At 69.8% G+C, this 18,459-nt stretch carries 5 protein-coding genes; all 5 read left to right on the forward strand.

Features of this window, described 5'->3' with window-relative positions; all coding sequences use genetic code 11:
- From OG507_RS31400 to OG507_RS31420, 5 genes are read left to right on the forward strand one after another with little or no spacing between them, the layout of a single operon-like run.
- The gene (locus OG507_RS31400; RefSeq protein ID WP_327370485.1) at nt 1–7,782 is read left to right on the forward strand and encodes a non-ribosomal peptide synthetase; all 7,782 of its coding nucleotides are present in this window, start codon (nt 1–3) and stop codon (nt 7,780–7,782) included.
- On the forward strand, nt 7,779–11,681 hold the full coding sequence (locus tag OG507_RS31405; protein ID WP_327370486.1) for a non-ribosomal peptide synthetase: 3,903 nt from the start codon (nt 7,779–7,781) through the stop codon (nt 11,679–11,681). Before OG507_RS31400 ends, OG507_RS31405 begins: the two co-directional genes overlap by 4 nt.
- Nucleotides 11,678–13,423, forward strand: a complete 1,746-nt coding sequence (locus OG507_RS31410; RefSeq protein ID WP_327370487.1) for a DUF885 domain-containing protein — start codon at nt 11,678–11,680, stop codon at nt 13,421–13,423. Before OG507_RS31405 ends, OG507_RS31410 begins: the two co-directional genes overlap by 4 nt.
- Nucleotides 13,420–15,291, forward strand: a complete 1,872-nt coding sequence (locus OG507_RS31415; protein WP_327370488.1) for a non-ribosomal peptide synthetase — start codon at nt 13,420–13,422, stop codon at nt 15,289–15,291. Before OG507_RS31410 ends, OG507_RS31415 begins: the two co-directional genes overlap by 4 nt.
- Nucleotides 15,288–18,458, forward strand: coding sequence for a non-ribosomal peptide synthetase (locus OG507_RS31420; protein WP_327370489.1), 3,171 nt, complete (start codon nt 15,288–15,290; stop codon nt 18,456–18,458). The genes OG507_RS31415 and OG507_RS31420 overlap by 4 nt, the downstream gene beginning before the upstream one ends.
- Nucleotide 18,459: the final 1 nt, after the last annotated feature.

Here is an 18,459-nt window from a genome sequence, read left to right on the forward strand (position 1 = left end):
GTGATCCCTCTGTCGTTTTCGCAGCTGCGGTTCTGGTTCCAGGACGAAATGGTCGACGGGAGCGAATCGCCCGTCGCCTCGCTCGCACTGCGCCTCACCGGCGCACTGGCCCCGGCGGCCCTGCGCGCTGCGCTGGGAGATGTCGTGACGCGACACGAGAGCCTGCGGACCGTCTTTCCCGCGACGGACGGAGTGCCTCAGCAGCTGATCCTTGGCGCGGAAAACGCGGCCGCACAACCTTTGTTGACAATGCATCAGGTCACGAAGGGCTCTCTTGAGCGGGCCGTTGCGGACACCGAGGCGCATGTCTTCGACCTCGCGCGGGAGACCCCGCTGCGGGCCGTACTGTTCGCCGCCGCACCCGATCACCACGTTCTGGTGGTCACCGTCCACCACATCGCCTTCGACGGCTGGTCCGTGACCCCGTTCCTCCACGATCTGTCCCACGCCTACCGGGCCCGGCTGGAGGGGCGGGCCCCGGCCTGGGACGAACTCCCCGTGCAGTACGCCGACTACACGCTGTGGCAGCGAGAGGTGCTGGGCGATCCGGAGGACCCGAAGAGCCTGTTCGCGCAGCAGCTCGACCACTGGCGGGGGAGGCTGGCCGAGCTGCCCGATGAGCTGGTCCTGCCGGCCGACCGCGCCCGTCCGGCGACCGCCTCGCGCCGGGCCGGAACGGTCCCCGTCCGTCTGGACCCGCACGTACACAGAGGCCTCGTCGAGTTGGCGCGTAAGCAGGAGGCCAGCCTGTTCATGGTGCTGCACGCCGGACTGGCGGGTGTGCTGCACCGGCTGGGTGCGGGTATGGACATTCCGGTGGGCAGCCCGGTCGCCGGGCGCACCGACGCCGGGTTGGAGGGCCTCATCGGCTGCTTCGTGAACACGGTGGTGATCCGCACCGACACCTCCGGCGCCCCGTCCTTCCAGGAACTGCTGGGAAGGGTCCGCGGAGAGGTGCTGACCTCGTTGGAGCACCAGGACGTGCCCTTCGAGCAGGTCGTCGAAGCCGTCAACCCGAGACGTTCCGCCCGGCGGCACCCGTTGTTCCAGACCATGCTCAGCCTGCAGAACAACGCGGTCGCCACCGCCCGGTTTCCCGGCATCGGCATGGAGATGCTCGACATCGACGAGGTCGCGTCCGTCTCCTTCGATCTGCTCTTCGACCTGACCGAGGCCGACGGAGGGCTGGAAGGCCGGCTCATCTACGCCGAAGACCTCTTCGACGCCGCCACCGCCGAGCGCCTGGCCCGTTCCTACGAGCGCCTTCTGACACAGGCAGTGGCCTCCCCCCACCGGCCGATCGGAGAGCTGGAGATCCTGTCCCCGTCCGACCGGCGGACGCTGCTCGAAGAATGGAACGGCCGCCCCCACCCCATTCCCTCCGGCTCCGTCGTGCACCGCTTCCGGGAACAGGTGGCCAGTGAGCCCGAAGCGGTCGCGGTCATCTGCGAGGACACCCGGCTGAGTTTCCGGGAGCTGGACGCGAGGGCGGATCGTCTCGCCCGGCAGCTGGTGCACCGGGGAGCCGGTCCCGAACGCCTGGTCGCGGTGGCGATGGAGCGTTCCGCCGGGCTGGTCGTCGCCATCCTGGCCGTTCTCAAGAGCGGCGCGGGCTACCTCCCGCTGGACCTGCGGAGTCCGGACACCCGTCTGCGTACCGTCCTGGAGGAGGCGCAACCCTGCCTCCTGCTCAGCGACGTACCCACCCAGGATCGGGCCACCACGCTGTCGCGGACGTACCACGGGGGCGCCCCGGTACTGCTCGCCGAAGAAGAAGCGTCGTCGCCCGAAGTGCTCACGCCCGAAGTGCCCTTGCCCGAGGCCGAGGGGGAGCACGCGGCCTACGTGATGTACACCTCGGGGTCGACGGGACGGCCCAAGGGCGTCGTGGTGACCCACCGCAACATCCTGGCCCTGGCGACCGACCCCTGCTGGGCGGGCAGTGGACACGACCGCGTACTCGCGCATGCACCGCACTCCTTCGACGCCTCCACCTATGAGCTGTGGGTGCCGTTGCTGAACGGCGGCACAGTGGTCCTGGTGCCGCCGGGCGACTCCGTGACGGAGGCGCTGGAGCGCACGGCTGCCGAACACGGCGCGACCGGCGCGTTCCTGACGGCGTCCCTGTTCGAGACCCTGGTCGCGGGCAAAAGCCCCGTCCTGAGCGGGCTGCGCGACGTGTGGGTGGGCGGGGAGGCGCCGTCGCCCGCGGCCGTGCGCCGGATGCGCGAGGAGTTCCCGGACACCGTGCTGACCAACGGCTACGGACCCACCGAGAACACCACCTTCACCACCTGCGCGCGCCTGGACCGGACCGGCGGCTCGGAGGGGACTCCGCCGATCGGCCGTCCGATGTCGAATACGCGGGTGTATGTGTTGGATGGGGGGTTGTTGCCGGTTCCGGTGGGTGTGGTGGGTGAGTTGTATGTGGGTGGTTCGGGTGTTGCTCGGGGGTATGTGGGTTTGCCGGGTGTGACGGCTGAGCGGTTTGTGGCGGATCCGTTTGGTGGGGCGGGGGAGCGGTTGTATCGGACGGGGGATCTGGTGCGGTGGGTGGAGGGGGGTGTTCTGGTTTTTGTGGGGCGTGTTGATGATCAGGTGAAGGTGCGGGGTTTTCGGGTGGAGTTGGGTGAGGTGGAGTCGGTTCTGGGTGGTCATGGGTCGGTGGGGCGTTGTGTTGTGGTGTTGCGTGAGGTGCGGCCGGGTGAGTGTCGGTTGGTGGCGTATGTGGTGCCGGTGGGTTCGGGTGTGGTGGAGGGGTTGGAGCGGGAGCTTTCTGTGTGGGTGGGGGAGGTGTTGCCGGATTACATGGTGCCGGTTGTTGTGGTGGTGTCTGGTGGGTTGCCTTTGACGGTGAATGGGAAGGTGGACCGGGCGGCGTTGCCTGTTCCGGGGTTTGCGGCGCTTGCGGGTTCGCGGTTGCCGGGTACGCCGGTGGAGTCGTTGTTGTGTGAGCTGTTCGCCGAGATCCTGGGGCTGCCCCGGGTGGGCGTCGACGACAACTTCTTCGACCTCGGAGGTCATTCGCTGCTGGCCGTCCGGCTGCTGAACCGGCTGCGTTCGACGCTGAGCACCGAGGTCGTCATGCATGCGATCTTCGAGGCGCCCACACCGGCCGCACTCGCCGCCCGGCTCACGGAATCGGGAATCCGCCGAGTGCCGCTGCGGCGCCGGACGCGGCCCGCGGCCCTGCCGCTCTCGTACGCACAGCTGCGGTTCTGGTTCCAGGCGGCCGCGTCCGACGGCGGTGAGTCACCCGCCATCACGACCGTGCTCCGGTTCTCCGGGCCACTCGACTCCGCCGCTCTGCGAAGGGCGCTGCAGGACGTGGTGACACGGCACGAGAGCCTGCGGTCCGTCTTCCCCGTGGTGGACGGCACACCCGGGCAACTGATCCTGGACCCGGACGCCACAGCCGCGTACATCCATCTCGCCACACGGCACGTGAAGGACGAGGAAGTCGCCCGGGCCGTGGCGGCGGACTCGGAACGTCCCTTCGATCTCGCGCACGAGATCCCGCTGCGGGCTGCGCTCCTCGCCGAAGGCTCCGGCGACCACCTGCTCGTACTGACGATTCATCACATAGCCTTTGACGGCTGGTCGGCGGGGCCCTTCAGCCGGGATCTGCGCACGGCCTACGAGTCCAGGCTTGCGGGTCGGCCCCCCGAGTGGGTCGAACTTCCGGTCCAGTACGCGGATTTCACGCTCTGGCAACGGGAACTGCTGGGCGTACCGGAGGATGCGGACAGCCTCTTTGCGCAACAACTGAACCACTGGAAACAGTCGTTGGCAGACCTGCCCGAAGAACTGTCCCTCCCGGCCGACCGACCACGTCCGGGCATCGCGTCGCACCGCGCGGGCGCCGTGGCACTGCGGCTGGACCCCGACAGTCACCGGCAGCTGACCGCACTCGCCCGGAAGGAGGGGGCGAGCCTGTTCATGGTGTTGCACGCCGCTCTGGCGGGCCTGCTGCTCCGCTGGGGGGCGGGCACGGACCTTCCGGTGGGCAGCCCCGTCGCCGGACGCACGGACGAGGCGATGGACGACCTCGTCGGCTGCTTCCTCAATACCGTCGTCATCCGGACCGACACAACGGGTGCCCCGTCCCTCACCGAGTTGATCCGCCGGGTACGGGAAGTGGTGCTCACCGGCCTGGCGAACCAGGACGTACCTTTCGAGCGCGTGGTGGAAGCCGTCAACCCGTCACGGTCCGCGGCACGGCACCCGCTGTTCCAGGTGATGCTCAGCCTCCAGAACAACGAGGCCGCGTCCAACGGGCTGCCCGGCTCGACCGTGGAGCCGGTGGACGACGGCCGCTGTCCGCCCATGCCCTTCGATCTGCTCTTCGATCTGGCCGAGGCGGACGGCGGGCTGGAGGGTCTGCTCCATTACGCCGAGGACCTCTTCGACCGGGCCACGGCCGAACGCCTGGTGTGCCAATTCGAAAACTTCCTGGTCCGGGCCGCCTCCGCCCCCTCGCGCCCGTTCGGGGAACTGGAGTTCCTGCCCGCGCAGGAGAGGCGCACGGTCCTCGAAGCGGGCATCGGTCCCGTACGGGAGGTGGCGGCGGAACCGTTCCCCACGTGGTTTCGCAGGCAAGCGGCCCGGACGCCCGACGCGACCGCGGTGCTGTGCGGCGACACGGCTCTCACCTATGCGGAGCTGAACACGCGCTCCAACCGCCTGGCACGGTGCCTGATCGCGCACGGTGCGCGGCCCGACCGGCTCGTCGCGGTGGCCCTGGAACGCTCCGTCGACCTGCTCGTAGCCGTGCTGGCCGTGCACAAGACCGGGGCCGCCCATCTCCCCGTCGACCCGAGGCACCCGGAACATCGGGTCCACACGGTGCTCTCGGACGCCGAACCCGACCTGGTGCTCTCCGATCTCGCCGGCCGTGCCGCGCTCGGCGACGACAGCTGGCTCGCCCTGGACGACCCCCGGACCTCCGCCGCACTGGAGAGTCTGCCGGACCGGGACCTGGGCGCCGATGAGATACCCGGCCCCTTCGCTCCCGACAGCCCGGCCTACGTGACCTACACCTCGGGATCGACGGGGCGGCCGAAGGGCGTCGTCGTCACCCATCGAAACCTCGCCAACCTGCTGGACGCGATGCGCGAGCGGCTGCCCCTGCTCGCGGGGGACCGGCTGCTCGCCGTCACGACCGTCACGTTCGACATCGCCCACCTCGAACTCCTGCTGCCGCTCAGCACCGGCGCCTGTGTCGTCATCGCCTCCCACGACGACGTCAGGGACCCCCTCGTGCTCGGCAGGCTCATCGAGAAGCACTCGGTCACCGCGATGCAGGCGACTCCCTCCCTCTGGGCGGGCCTGGTGGAAGGAGCCCCGCAGGCACTGGAAGGACTGCGGATCCTGGTGGGCGGCGAGGCGCTGCCGGCCAGGCTCGCGGGCGACCTGTGCGCTCTGGCCGCGGAGGTGACGAATGTCTACGGTCCGACCGAGACCACCATCTGGTCGACCGCGGCTCGCATCGACCCGAAGAAGGCGCGCATCGACCGGGAGGACCTGGTCGGCCCGCCGATCGGCCGTCCGATGTCGAATACGCGGGTGTATGTGTTGGATGGGGGGTTGTTGCCGGTTCCGGTGGGTGTGGTGGGTGAGTTGTATGTGGGTGGTTCGGGTGTTGCTCGGGGGTATGTGGGTTTGCCGGGTGTGACGGCTGAGCGGTTTGTGGCGGATCCGTTTGGTGGGGCGGGGGAGCGGTTGTATCGGACGGGGGATCTGGTGCGGTGGGTGGAGGGGGGTGTTCTGGTTTTTGTGGGGCGTGTTGATGATCAGGTGAAGGTGCGGGGTTTTCGGGTGGAGTTGGGTGAGGTGGAGTCGGTTCTGGGTGGTCATGGGTCGGTGGGGCGTTGTGTTGTGGTGTTGCGTGAGGTGCGGCCGGGTGAGTGTCGGCTGGTGGCGTATGTGGTGCCGGTGGGTTCGGGTGTGGTGGAGGGGTTGGAGCGGGAGCTTTCTGTGTGGGTGGGGGAGGTGTTGCCGGATTACATGGTGCCGGTTGTTGTGGTGGTGTCTGGTGGGTTGCCTTTGACGGTGAATGGGAAGGTGGACCGGGCGGCGTTGCCTGTTCCGGGGTTTGCGGCGCTTGCGGGTTCGCGGTTGCCGGGTACGCCGGTGGAGTCGTTGTTGTGTGAGCTGTTCGCCGAGATCCTGGGGCTGCCCCGGGTCGGTGTCGACGACAACTTCTTCGACCTCGGAGGCGACAGCATCGTCTCCATCCGTCTGGTGGCCCGTGCACGGGCCCGGGGCCTGGTGGTCTCCGCGCGCGATGTCTTCCGCTACAGGACGGTCGCCGCGCTGGCCGGGCATGTGCGCGAGCGGACCCCCAAGCCGGCCGGAGCGGCGCAGGCGAAGGCCGTGGCCATGGACAGGAGCGACCCCATCACGCTCACCCCAATCATCCAGTGGCAGCGCGACCGCGGCGGACCGGTCGACGGATTCCATCAGTCGGTGCTCGTGCGGACCCCGGCGGACCTGCGGATACCGGAGCTGCGCAAGGTCCTTCAGACTTTGCTCGACCGCCACGACGCTCTGCGCATACGGCTGGAACGGAAGCCGGACTGGCGGCTCGACATACTGCCGCGCGGCACCCTGTCGGCGGGCGGACTTCTCGTACGCGTCGATGTCGCCGAACGCTCCGCCGCCGAACTGCCGCGGATCATCCGCGCGGAGACCGAGACCGCGCGAGCACGCCTCGCACCGGGCTCCGGACACATGGTCCAGGCCGTGTGGTTCGACGCGGGACGAGGACACTCGGGCCGGCTCCTCCTGATGATCAACCACCTCGTCGTGGACGGGGTCTCCTGGCGCGTACTCCTGCAGGGACTGCGCACCGTGTGGCAGTCCCAATCCGGGGCGCGGACTCCCCCCGACAAGGCGGCGGACTCCTCGTCAGCCTCCGCCTCCTCCTCCGCCACCTCCTTCGGGGAGTGGAGCAGGATCCTGAAGCGGAACGCGCTCGAACGGTCCGGCGAGCTTGCCTTCTGGACCGGACTCGTCGAGGACACCGGCGATCTCGTCGAGGGTGTCGCCCTCGCCGCCGAACGCGATGTCCTGCGTACACAGGGAAAGGTCACCCGCGTCCTGCCCGCGGACCACACGGAGAGCCTGCTGACACGGGTGCCGACCGCGATGGGCACCGGCATCAACGCCGTCCTGCTCGCCGCGCTGGGCGAGGCGATCCGGCGCTGGCGCACCCGGCACTTCCCGGCCTGCACCGCACCGTTCCTGGTCGATGTGGAGGGACACGGACGGGAGGAGATCGCCGACGACCTCGATCTGTCCACGACCGTCGGCTGGTTCACCAGCATGTTCCCCGTACGTCTCGAAAGCCGGGCGGACGCCCCGGCGGACGCCGCGCGGGCCATCGAGGACCGGCTCGCCGCCATGCCGGACAAGGGACTCGGCTACGGACTGCTGCGCTACCTCAACCCGGACACCGCGCCGACGCTCAGCAAACTTCCCCGGGCACAGGTCCTCTTCAACTACCTCGGCCGGTTCGACCGCCCGGACGGCACCGACTGGGGACTCGCTCCGGAGGCCGAAGCGGTCGGCGGTGGTGGCGATCCCGATCTGCCGCTCACCCATCTCCTGGAGATCTCCGCGATCGCCATGAACCAGGACAACGGGCCGGAGCTGCACGTCACATGGGCCTACCCCACCACCCACCTCGGACACGCACAGGTCGAAGAACTCGCCGACGAGTGGATCGCCGCCCTGAAGACATTCGTCACCGGTGCACACCAGAGGGGAGAGAGCGCATGACCGCCCCGCACGAGACGCACGAGACGCACGAGACGCACGAGACGCACGAGACGCACGAGACGTGCGAAACCCGCCCGGCGCCACTCCAGCAGGGCCTGCTCTACCACACCGCCTTCGACACCGGCGGACAGGACGTGTACACGACCCAGTTGGTCCTCGACCTGGAGGGGGAGCTGGAAACCGCCGTACTGCGCCAGGCCTGCCGCGTACTGCTGCGGCGACACGACAGCCTGCGCTCAGGGTACCGCACCGACGAACTCGGCGAACCCGTGCGGTTCGTGGTGCCGCAGGTGTCCCTCCCCTGGCGGGAGGCGGCCGTGACGGAGCACGATCCCGCCGTACGGGAGAAGGAGGCCGCCCGGATCGCGCAGGAGGAGCGCCTTCGGAGGTTCGACCTGGGCAGCCCGCCGCTGATCCGCTTTCTGCTGATCCGGTTTACACCGACGCGGTGGCGGTTCGTGCTGACCAACCACCACGTCATTCTCGACGGCTGGTCCACCTCGCTCCTCCTGGACGAACTGGCCCTGCTGTGCGGGGCGGGAGGCGAAGCCGCGCGACTGCCCCCGGCCCCCGACTACACCTCCTACCTGGACTGGCTCGCCGACGCGGACGCGCATTTGGACGACACCCGGCAGGCCTGGGCCGAAGCGCTGGACGGCGTCGACGGACCCACCTTGGTGGCACCGGAGGCCGCCGGGAGGGAGGCAGTGGTTCCGGAGCGGGTCCTGAGAACACTGCCGACCGCCCGCACCGCGCTTCTGACGGACCGGGCACGGCACTGCGGAGTGACGCTCAACACCGTGATGCAGGTGGCATGGGCGCTGGTCCTGCGGCAGCTGACCGGGCGTGACGACATCCTGCTCGGCATGACCGTCTCGGGGCGTGCCGCGGATGTCGAGGGCATCGAGACGATGGTGGGCCTGCTGATCAACACCCTGCCGGCCAGGGTGCGGTTCGGGCCCGATGACACCCTGCTGAGCGTGCTGGAGAGAGTGCAGGACGAGCAGATCGACCTGATCGAACACCATCACGTGGGGCTGACGGACATCCTGCGCCGGACCGGCCTCGGAACGCTCTTCGACACCACAACAGCGTTCGAGAACTACCCCTCGGGGGAGGGGAGTTCCGCACTCGGGGGCGCACGGCTCGTCGGTGCGGGCGGGTTCGACGCCACGCACTATCCGCTGTCCCTCGTCTGCATGCCCGGTGAGCGACTGGGCATACGGCTCGACTACCGGTCGGACCTGTTCGACCGCGCGGAGGCGCAGCGGTACGCCGAGTGGTTCGTACGGGTGCTGGACGCGGTCATCGACGACCCCGGACAGGCTGTCGACGGGCTCTCCCTCCTGTCGGCGCAGGAGCGCCGGCAGCTGCTCGTGGAGTGGAACGACACCGGCACCGAGGTGCCCGGGGCGACGTTGCCCGACCTGATCGAGGCCGCGGCTGCCGGGGCCCCCGACGCTCCCGCGGTCGTGCACGAGGGGTCCGTACTCACCTACGGAGAACTCGACCGGCGCGCCGACCGGTTCGCCCGGCTCCTCCTGGAACAGGGCTGCGGGCCGGAGACCCTGGTGGCACTGGCGCTGCCCAGGACACCTGACATGGTGGTCGCCCTGCTTGCCGTCATCAAGACGGGGGCCGCCTATGTGCCCGTCGATGTGCGCTACCCGGTGGACCGGATCGCGCATGTCCTCGCGGACGCCCGGCCGGGCGTCGCCGTTGTGGTCAAGGCCGTGGAGTCCCTGCTGCCGGACGGCACACCCCGCATCGTCATGGACGACGAGCCGGTGCTGCGGCACATCGCCTCCCGACCGGACGGCGCCGTCCGGAACACCGGACAGCGCGCGCGACTGACACCTCGTCATCCCGCTTATGTCATCTACACCTCGGGTTCCACCGGGGTCCCCAAGGGCGTGGTGGTCGAACACGCCAATGCCGTCAATCTCGTCGCCGCCGTCCGGGACCGCTTCGGTCCCGCCGGGATGGCGCGGGTGCTCGCTTCGACCTCCCTGAGCTTCGACGTCTCGGTCTTCGAGATCACCACCACACTCGCCCTGGGCGGCTGCCTGGAACTCGTCGACGACCTCTTCTCGCTTCTGCAGCACGGCCGGTGGGAGGGAAGTCTCTTCAGCGGCGTCCCCTCGGCGATGGCGACCGTACTGGCCAGTGGTGACACGGAACTGTCGGCACGCCATGTGGTGGTCGGCGGCGAGGCGGTCCCGCGGAGCCTGCTGGACGAGTTCCGTGCGCGGATACCCGGCTGCGTCGTCTCCAACCTCTACGGACCCACCGAGACGACCACGTTCTCCACGTCGTGGCAGAGCCGTGAAGGACCGGACGAGGGTGCCGTGCCCATCGGCCGTCCCGTGCCGAACACCCGGGTGTACGTGCTGGACCCGCGGCTCCGGCCGGTTCCCGTCGGATCGCCGGGTGAGCTCTACATCGCCGGGGCGGGCGTCACCCGCGGCTATCTGGGCCGTGCCGCACTCACCTCGGAGCGCTTCGTGGCCTGCCCGTTCGGCGCCCCGGGAGGCAGGATGTACCGGACCGGCGACCGGGTGCGGTGGCAGGCGGACGGCACCCTGGTGTACCTCGGCCGCTTCGACGACCAGGTGAAGATCCGCGGCCACCGCGTCGAACCCGGCGAGGTGGAGTCCGCCCTGCTGCGGCACGAGCAGGTGGCGCAGGCGGCCGTGATCGTGCGGGAGGACCGGGCAGGCGATCCCCGGCTGGTCGGATACGTCGTGGCCGCCCGGCCGGAGACGGCCGTGCACGCGGCGGAACTGCGCCGCTTCGTCGGAGCGACCCTGCCGGACTACATGGTGCCCGCGACTCTCGTGCAGCTGACCGCGTTCCCGCTGCTGCCCAACGGCAAGCTGGACCGGTCCGCGCTGCCCCGGCCGGTGTACGGGCAGGAGAGCCCCGGCCGCGGGCCCGGCAATGCCCGCGAGGAGATGCTGTGCACCCTGTTCGCGGAGGTGCTCGGGGTGGACGGCGTGGGCGTCGACGACGGCTTCTTCGATCTGGGCGGCCACTCGCTCCTGGCGACGAAACTGGTCAGCCGGGTCAGGAGAACCCTGGGTATCGAACTCTCCATCCGTGCCCTCTTCGAGGCACCCACGGTGGCCGCGCTGGCCCGGCTGCTCGACGACGGCGGCAGCGGCACGGGGCTCGATGTGCTTCTGCCGCTGCGGAGCGGCGGCGGTTCACGACCGCTGTTCTGCGTCCATGCGGCGAGTGGCCTGGCGTGGCCGTACGCCCGCCTGCTCCCGCGTATCGCCCCGGACGTTCCGGTCTACGGCCTGCAGTCACGCGGTGTCGCCGACCCGGACTCCGCGGCGGCGACGCCGCACGACATGGTGCGGGAGTACGCGGACCGGATGCGGTCGGTCCAGAGAGAGGGGCCGTACCGGCTGCTCGGCTGGTCGGTGGGCGGAAACATCGCGTTCGCCCTGGCGGCCCATCTGGTCGAAGCGGGCGAACGTGTGGAATGGCTGGCCCTGCTGGACTCCTATCCGCCGCCGGAGACGACATCGCTCCCCGGCGTGGACGAGATGGGTGCCCAGGTGCTCAAGGGAATCGGCTTCGCTCCGGACGGCACACCATCGGCGCAGCTGTCGGCGCTCGGCGAGCGCGCGGTGGAAGGCGTACGCAGGACGGCGGATCTCGCCGTGGAGGTCCTGCGGACCACGCCCCCGCGGACATCGGGGTTCGACGTCATCCACTTCCGTGCGGCAGCGGACCCGGACCGGCCCCACGCCGAGCCGAAGGCCTGGGAGTCCTTCAGCGACGGACATCTTGCCGTGCACGAAATCGACTGCGACCACTACCGGATGCTGGATTCCGCACCCCTCGCGGAAATCGGCAGAATCCTGGCCGAGCGGACGGTGGAACAATGAGCGCCTCCGGTATCGTCCGGCTGCCCCGCCAGGTCGCCGATGCCCATGTGGACGAGCTTGTCGCCCTCGACCCGGTACTCGGGACGACGCTCGGCGCGAAGGAGAGTTCCGCACGGCTCCCCGATTTCTCTCCCGAGGGAGCCCAAGGACTCGCGGATCTGGCCCGCCGCACACTCGGCCGGCTCGAAGGGGCCGAACGCGCACCGGGGGCCGACAGCGCGGTGGAGAGACGCTGTGCGCGTCTGTTGCGGGAGAGGCTCGACGCCGGACTGGCCCTGCACGAGGCCGGGGAACACCTGCGCACGGTGGGCAACATGAGCACCCCCGTGCACGCCGTGCGCAGGGCCTTCACACTGATGCCGGCCGGCACCGAGGAGGACTGGGCGGCGATCGGCGAACGCCTGCGGACCGTACCCACCGCACTCGCGGGCTACCGCACCTCACTGGAATCCGGTCTGAGCCACAAGCAGCACGGAGCACCGGGCCCGACCGCCGCACTCATCGGGCAGCTCACCGAGTGGACATCCGGGCCCCGCCCCAATACGCGGAACACACCTCGCCGGGGGTGGTTCGAGGAGTTCGTCACGGACGGCCCCGTACGGCTGCGCGCCGGGCTCGGCTCCGCGGCCCGCGAGGCCACCGAAGCGGTCGTCGGACTGCGCGACTGGCTCCGCGACGTCTACGCACCGGCTGTCGCGGGCACGCCCGACACCGTGGGCCGCGAGCGCTACGCCCGCTGGGCACGCCACCACACCGGCACGGACCTCGATCTGGACGAGGCCTACGCGTACGGCTGGTCGGAATACCACCGCATCCACAGTGAGATGAGAGCAGCGGCCGGTGATGTGCTGCCCGGAGCCGCGACACCCTGGGCGGCCCTGAAGCACCTGGACGAGCACGGCGCGCATGTGGACGGCGTCGATGCCGTGCGGTCCTGGCTCCAGGAACTGATGGACGAAACCATCGCCGCCGTCGACGGCACCCACTTCGAACTCGCCGACCGCTTACGCAGGGTGGAGTCCCGCATCGCCCCGCCGGGCAGCGCCGCGGCCCCGTACTACACACCGCCGTCGCAGGACTTCTCCCGTCCCGGCCGCACCTGGCTGCCGACCATGGGCGAGAACCGCTTCCCCGTGTACGACCTGGTGTCCACCTGGTATCACGAAGGCGTACCCGGCCACCATCTGCAGCTCGCCCAGTGGGTGCATGTCGCCGATGAACTCTCCCGCTACCAGACCTCGGTGGGCATGGTCAGTGCCAACTGCGAGGGCTGGGCGCTCTATGCCGAGCGGCTGATGGACGAGCTCGGCTTCCTCACCGACGCGGAGCGCAGACTCGGCTACCTGGACAGCCAGATGATGCGCGCCCTTCGCGTGATCGTGGACATCGGAATGCACCTGGGCCTGAGAATTCCCCCGGATTCCCCCTTCCGCCCCGGTGAGCGCTGGACCCCCGGCCTCGCCAGGGAATTCTTCGGCCGGCACAGCAGCAGGCCCGATGAATTCATCGACAGTGAGCTGACCCGCTATCTCTCCAGGCCCGCACAGGCCATCGGCTACAAACTCGGTGAACGGGCCTGGCTGCTCGGCCGCGAGAACGCCCGCCGCGCACAAGGCCCGGCGTTCGACGCGAAAGCCTGGCACATGGCGGCACTCTCGATGGGAAATCTCGGCCTGGGCGATCTGGTGGACGAACTGTCAATGATCCAGCCGGACCGTGGGAACGAGGTGGAGGCGCCATGACCGAACGGCTGCCTGAGCGGTGTGGGTATGAGTTTGTCGGGGATTGGGTGGGTGGGGGTGGGGTTGCGTTGGTGGGGGAGGGGGTGGAGTGGTCGTACGGGGAGTTGGGTCGGCGTGTGGGTGTGTTGGCGGGGGTGTTGCGGGGGTGGGGTGTTGGTCCTGAGGTGAGGGTGGGGGTGTGTTTGGGGCGGGGTGTTGATGTGGTGGTGGCGGTGTTGGGGGTGTGGCGGGCTGGGGGTGTGGTGGTTCCGTTGGATCCGGGTTATCCGGTGGGGCGGTTGGGTTTCATGGTGGGGGATGCGGTGCCTGGTGTGGTGGTGACGTCGGGGTGTTGGGTGGGGCGATTGCCGGTGGGTTGTGGTGTGGTGTTGGTGGAGGAGGTGGACTGGTCGTCGGGTGAGGTGTTCTCGGGTGATGCGGGTGTGGTTCCGGCGAATGCCGCGTACGTGGTGTACACCTCGGGATCGACGGGCCGGCCCAAGGGCGTCGTCGTACCGCACCGCGGACTGGGCGCCGTGGTCACCGAACAGCGGCGCCGCTTCGGAATCCGCCGTGAGGACCGGGTGCTGTCCTTCTCCTCGCCGAGCTTCGACGCCTGGATCTTCGAACTGCTCCTCGCCTTCGGTTCCGGAGCCTGCCTCTGCACGCTGCCCTGGCCCGAGCCCGATCTGCTCCGGCTCGCCGGTCATTTGCGACGCACCGGAGTGACCGCGGCGATGTTCCCGCCCGCCGCCCTGTCCGTCCTGGAGGGCGAGGACCTGCCCGACCTGCGGATCATCATGGTCACCGGAGAAGTCTGCCCGCCCGCCGTGGCCCGCAGATGGGCCTTCGAGCGGGCCTTCTACAACTGCTACGGGCCGACCGAGACCACCATCTGGGCCGCCTGCCACGGCCCCCACGACCAACCCGACCACCCCGACGGGGCCTCGGTGCCCATCGGCACCCCGGTCGCAGGCGTCCGGGCACATGTGCTCGACGAGCAGGGCCGCCCGGTGGCCCATGGGGAGAGCGGCGAACTCTGCGTCGGCGGTGGCGTCGTCACCCGGGGATACCTCGGGCAGCCCGGGCTGACGGCCGAGCGCTTCGTCCCCGATCCGTTCGCCGGGGAGCCGGGCGCCCGGATGTACCGGACCGGCGACCGGGTCCGGTGGGACGACGAAGGACGGCTCCGCTTCGGCGGCCGCCTCGACCGGCAGGTGCAGATCCGCGGCTTCCGCGTCGAACCCGCCGAAGTGGAGGCCCGGCTGCGCGCCCTGCCCGGAGTCGAGGACGCAGCCGTGGTCGCCCACGGAGACGTCGAGGACAGCAGCGGAATCCGGCTGGCCGCGTTCGCCGTCCCCACCGCGGCGGTTGACGGCCTGCCGCAGCAGCTGATCACCGCACTCGCGGCGGAGCTGCCGTCCCACATGGTCCCCGAAACCATCGTCCTGCTCGGCGAGTTGCCGCGCACGGTCAACGGGAAGACCGATCAGGAAGCGCTGCGCACGAGAGCGGCACGGACGGCGCGCACATCCGGCCGGGAGCCGGGGCGGACGGACACCCCGGCCACGGACACCGAACGGACCTTGGCCGGCATCTGGCAGGAACTCTTCGCCCGTGACGGGCTCGGCGCCGGCGCCGACTTCTTCGAACTGGGCGGGCATTCCCTGATCGCCGCCCGCTGCGCGGCACGGGTACGGACCCGGCTGGCGGTGGAGCTGACACCGCGCGACATCTACGACGCTCCCGTACTGCGCGATCTGGCCGCTGTCGTCGACGGCCTCGGCCGCGGCCCGTTCGCCGCCCGGGCCCGCACCATCCCCCGCGCCCCGCGCGAGGGATTCCGCCGTGACCTGCCCAACGACAGCAAGGAGTCCCCCGAGCGATGAACAGCACCGCAGCCCCGCTCGGCCGCAGCGCCTACGTCATGCCCGCCTCCTTCGCGCAGGAGCGCATGTGGATGATCGAGCAGATGGAGGACGACGCCCCGGACTACAACATCCAGATGGGCCTCCGTTTCACCGGTCCGCTGGACACCCCGGTGCTGGAACGCGCCATGACGGAGGTCTTCGCACGGCACGACGTACTGCGCACCACGTTCACCACCGAGAACGAACGCCTCTTCCAGGTGATCTCCCCGGCCAGCTCGCCCGTGCACATCGAACACGTCGACCTCACGGACGCCCGCGACCCCGAGGCGGAACTGCACAGGTTCCGGCTGCGGGAACTGCGCAGCCCCTTCGATCTGGAGCGCGGACCACTGGTGCGGAACTACCTGGTCAAGGTGGCCGAGCAGAGCAGTGTCCTGCTCATGGTGATGGACCACATCGTGGGCGACGCATGGTCCCAGCGTGTGCTCCAGAACGAACTCGCCACACTGCACCGCGCGTTCCTGCGCGGCGAACCCAGCCCGCTCCCCGACCTGGCGATCCAGTACGCCGACTACGCGATCTGGCAGCGGGAGCAGCTGGACAGCGGCGAGCTCGACGGACAGATCGCCTTCTGGCGCCGCAAGCTCGGCGAGAACCCGCCGCAACGAGTCGACCTCCGCGCCGAGCCCGGACGGCGCCAGGGACGTCACGGCGATCTGCGCTTCCCGCTCCCGCTCGATCTCATGGAGAGGACCGACGCCTGGGCCCGCGGCGAAGGAGCATCGCTCAACGCCGCGCTGCTGGCCCTGTTCAGCCTGCTGCTCGCCGGACGCAGCGGCCTGCGCGACCTCGCCGTCGGCAACCTGACCAGCAACCGACCGCAGCCGGAGCTGGAGGAGCTGATCGGATTCTTCGTCAACTGCGTCGTCCTGCGCCTGGATCTCTCCGGCGACCCGAGCCTGCGCGAACTGACCCTGCGCTCCAGGAACACGGCCCTCGAAGCCTACGCACACCAGGAGGTCCCCTTCGAGCGCGTGGTCGAGGAGCTCCACCCCGTCCGAGAACCCGGCCGGCAGCCGCTGTGCGATGTGATGTTCCAGCTCAGCGACGTGGACATCGAAACGGTCCGCTACGAGGGGCTCGATGTGGCGGTCCTGCCCGTGGAGAGTGCCCCCGCACCGATCGACCTTCTGCTGTCCGTGATGAAGGAGGGCGGGCAGTACGAGGCCGTCTGGGACTACGACACCGACCTGCTCGACGCGGCCACCATCACCCGTCTGCAACAGGGGTTCGAGGAGCTGCTGCACCTGCTGGCCGCCGACCCCGAGGTCCGGATCGGCGAGCTGGACGCGATGGGATCCGCCGAACGCAGCTTGCTCCTCGACGACTTGAGCGGTCGCGGCATTCCCGCCGAGCCTGAGCGGTGTGGGTATGAGTTTGTCGGGGATTGGGTGGGTGTGGGTGAGGGTGGGGTTGCGTTGGTGGGGGAGGGGGTGGAGTGGTCGTACGGGGAGTTGGGTCGGCGTGTGGGTGTGTTGGCGGGGGTGTTGCGGGGGTGGGGTGTTGGTCCTGAGGTGAGGGTGGGGGTGTGTTTGGGGCGGGGTGTTGATGTGGTGGTGGCGGTGTTGGGGGTGTGGCGGGCTGGGGGTGTGGTGGTTCCGTTGGATCCGGGTTATCCGGTGGGGCGGTTGGGTTTCATGGTGGGGGATGCGGTGCCTGGTGTGGTGGTGACGTCGGGGTGTTGGGTGGGGCGGTTGCCGGTGGGTTGTGGTGTGGTGTTGGTGGAGGAGGTGGACTGGTCGTCGGGTGAGGTGTTCTCGGGTGATGCGGGTGTGGTTCCGGCGAATGCCGCGTACGTGGTGTACACCTCGGGATCGACGGGCCGGCCCAAAGGTGTTGTCGTATCGCACCGCGGACTGGGCGGACTGGTGGCCGAGGCCGCGACACGCTTCGGCGTCACCACCGACGACCGCGTCCTGTCCTTCTCCTCGCCGAGCTTCGACGCCTGGATCTACGAGCTGTTCATCGCGCTCGCGCACGGGGCGCGGCTGTGCGTGCCGCCCGTGAGCGAGGAGACCGGCGCGGTGCTGCTCGAAGAGCTGCCGGACTGGCTCCGTGCCCAGCACGTCACCGTGGCGACACTGCCGCCCTCCCTGCTCGCGGCATGGACGGACGAGGACCTCCCCGAACTCCGCGTGCTGTCATCCGTGGGCGAGACCTGCGCCCCGGCCGTCGCCGAGCACTGGTCCCGGGGGCGGGTGCTCGTCAACGGCTACGGACCGACCGAGACCACCGTCGGCGCCACCCACCACCGCATCACCGAGGGACCGGTCGGATCCCATATCCCGATCGGCACGCCGTTCCCCGGCACCCGGGTCTACGTACTGGACGCCGAGACACGCCTGGTGCCGCACGGCGTGGCGGGCGAGCTGTGCGTCGGAGGGCCCGCGGTGGCGCGCGGATACGGCGGCCGGCCGGGCCTGACGGCCGAGCGCTTCGTGCCCGATCCGTTCGCCGGGGAGCCGGGTGCCCGGATGTACCGGACCGGCGACCGGGTCTGGTGGGACGACGAAGGACGGCTCTGCTTCGGCGGCCGCCTCGACCGGCAGGTGCAGATCCGCGGCTTCCGCGTCGAACCCGCCGAGGTCGAAGCCGTACTGACCCGCTGTCCGGAGATTTCCGAGGCTGTCGTCGTCCCCCGCGAGGACGCCGCAGGCGGGCGGGAACTGGTGGCCTTCGTGACCGCCGCGCCGCACCGTACCGCCGAACCGGAAAAGCTCCGTGAGGCATGCGGCGAGGCGCTCCCGGCGCCCTGGATCCCCGCACGGATCACCGTTCTCGACACGCTGCCACGACTGCCCAACGGCAAGACCGACCGCGACCTGCTGGCCGGTACCGGCCCGGTGGCCGAGCCGGAGCACCGGGACACCGGCGGCGGCGCGCCCCTCAGCCCGCTGGAGCAGCTGGTCGCGGACATCTGGGGCGAGGTGTTCGACCGCAAGGACCTCGGCCGCGACACCGACTTCTTCGACCTGGGCGGTCACTCGCTGCTCGCCTCACGGATCATCGCGCGCATCCGGGCCGAACTGAACCTGCCGGTACCCGTACGCACCCTGTTCAACTCCCCGGTGCTCTGCGAATTCGTCACCGCCCTCGTCGCCCTCGAAGCCGGGCACCACGAGTAGC

The organism is Streptomyces sp. NBC_01217, assembly GCF_035994185.1.
GTDB lineage: Bacteria > Actinomycetota > Actinomycetes > Streptomycetales > Streptomycetaceae > Streptomyces.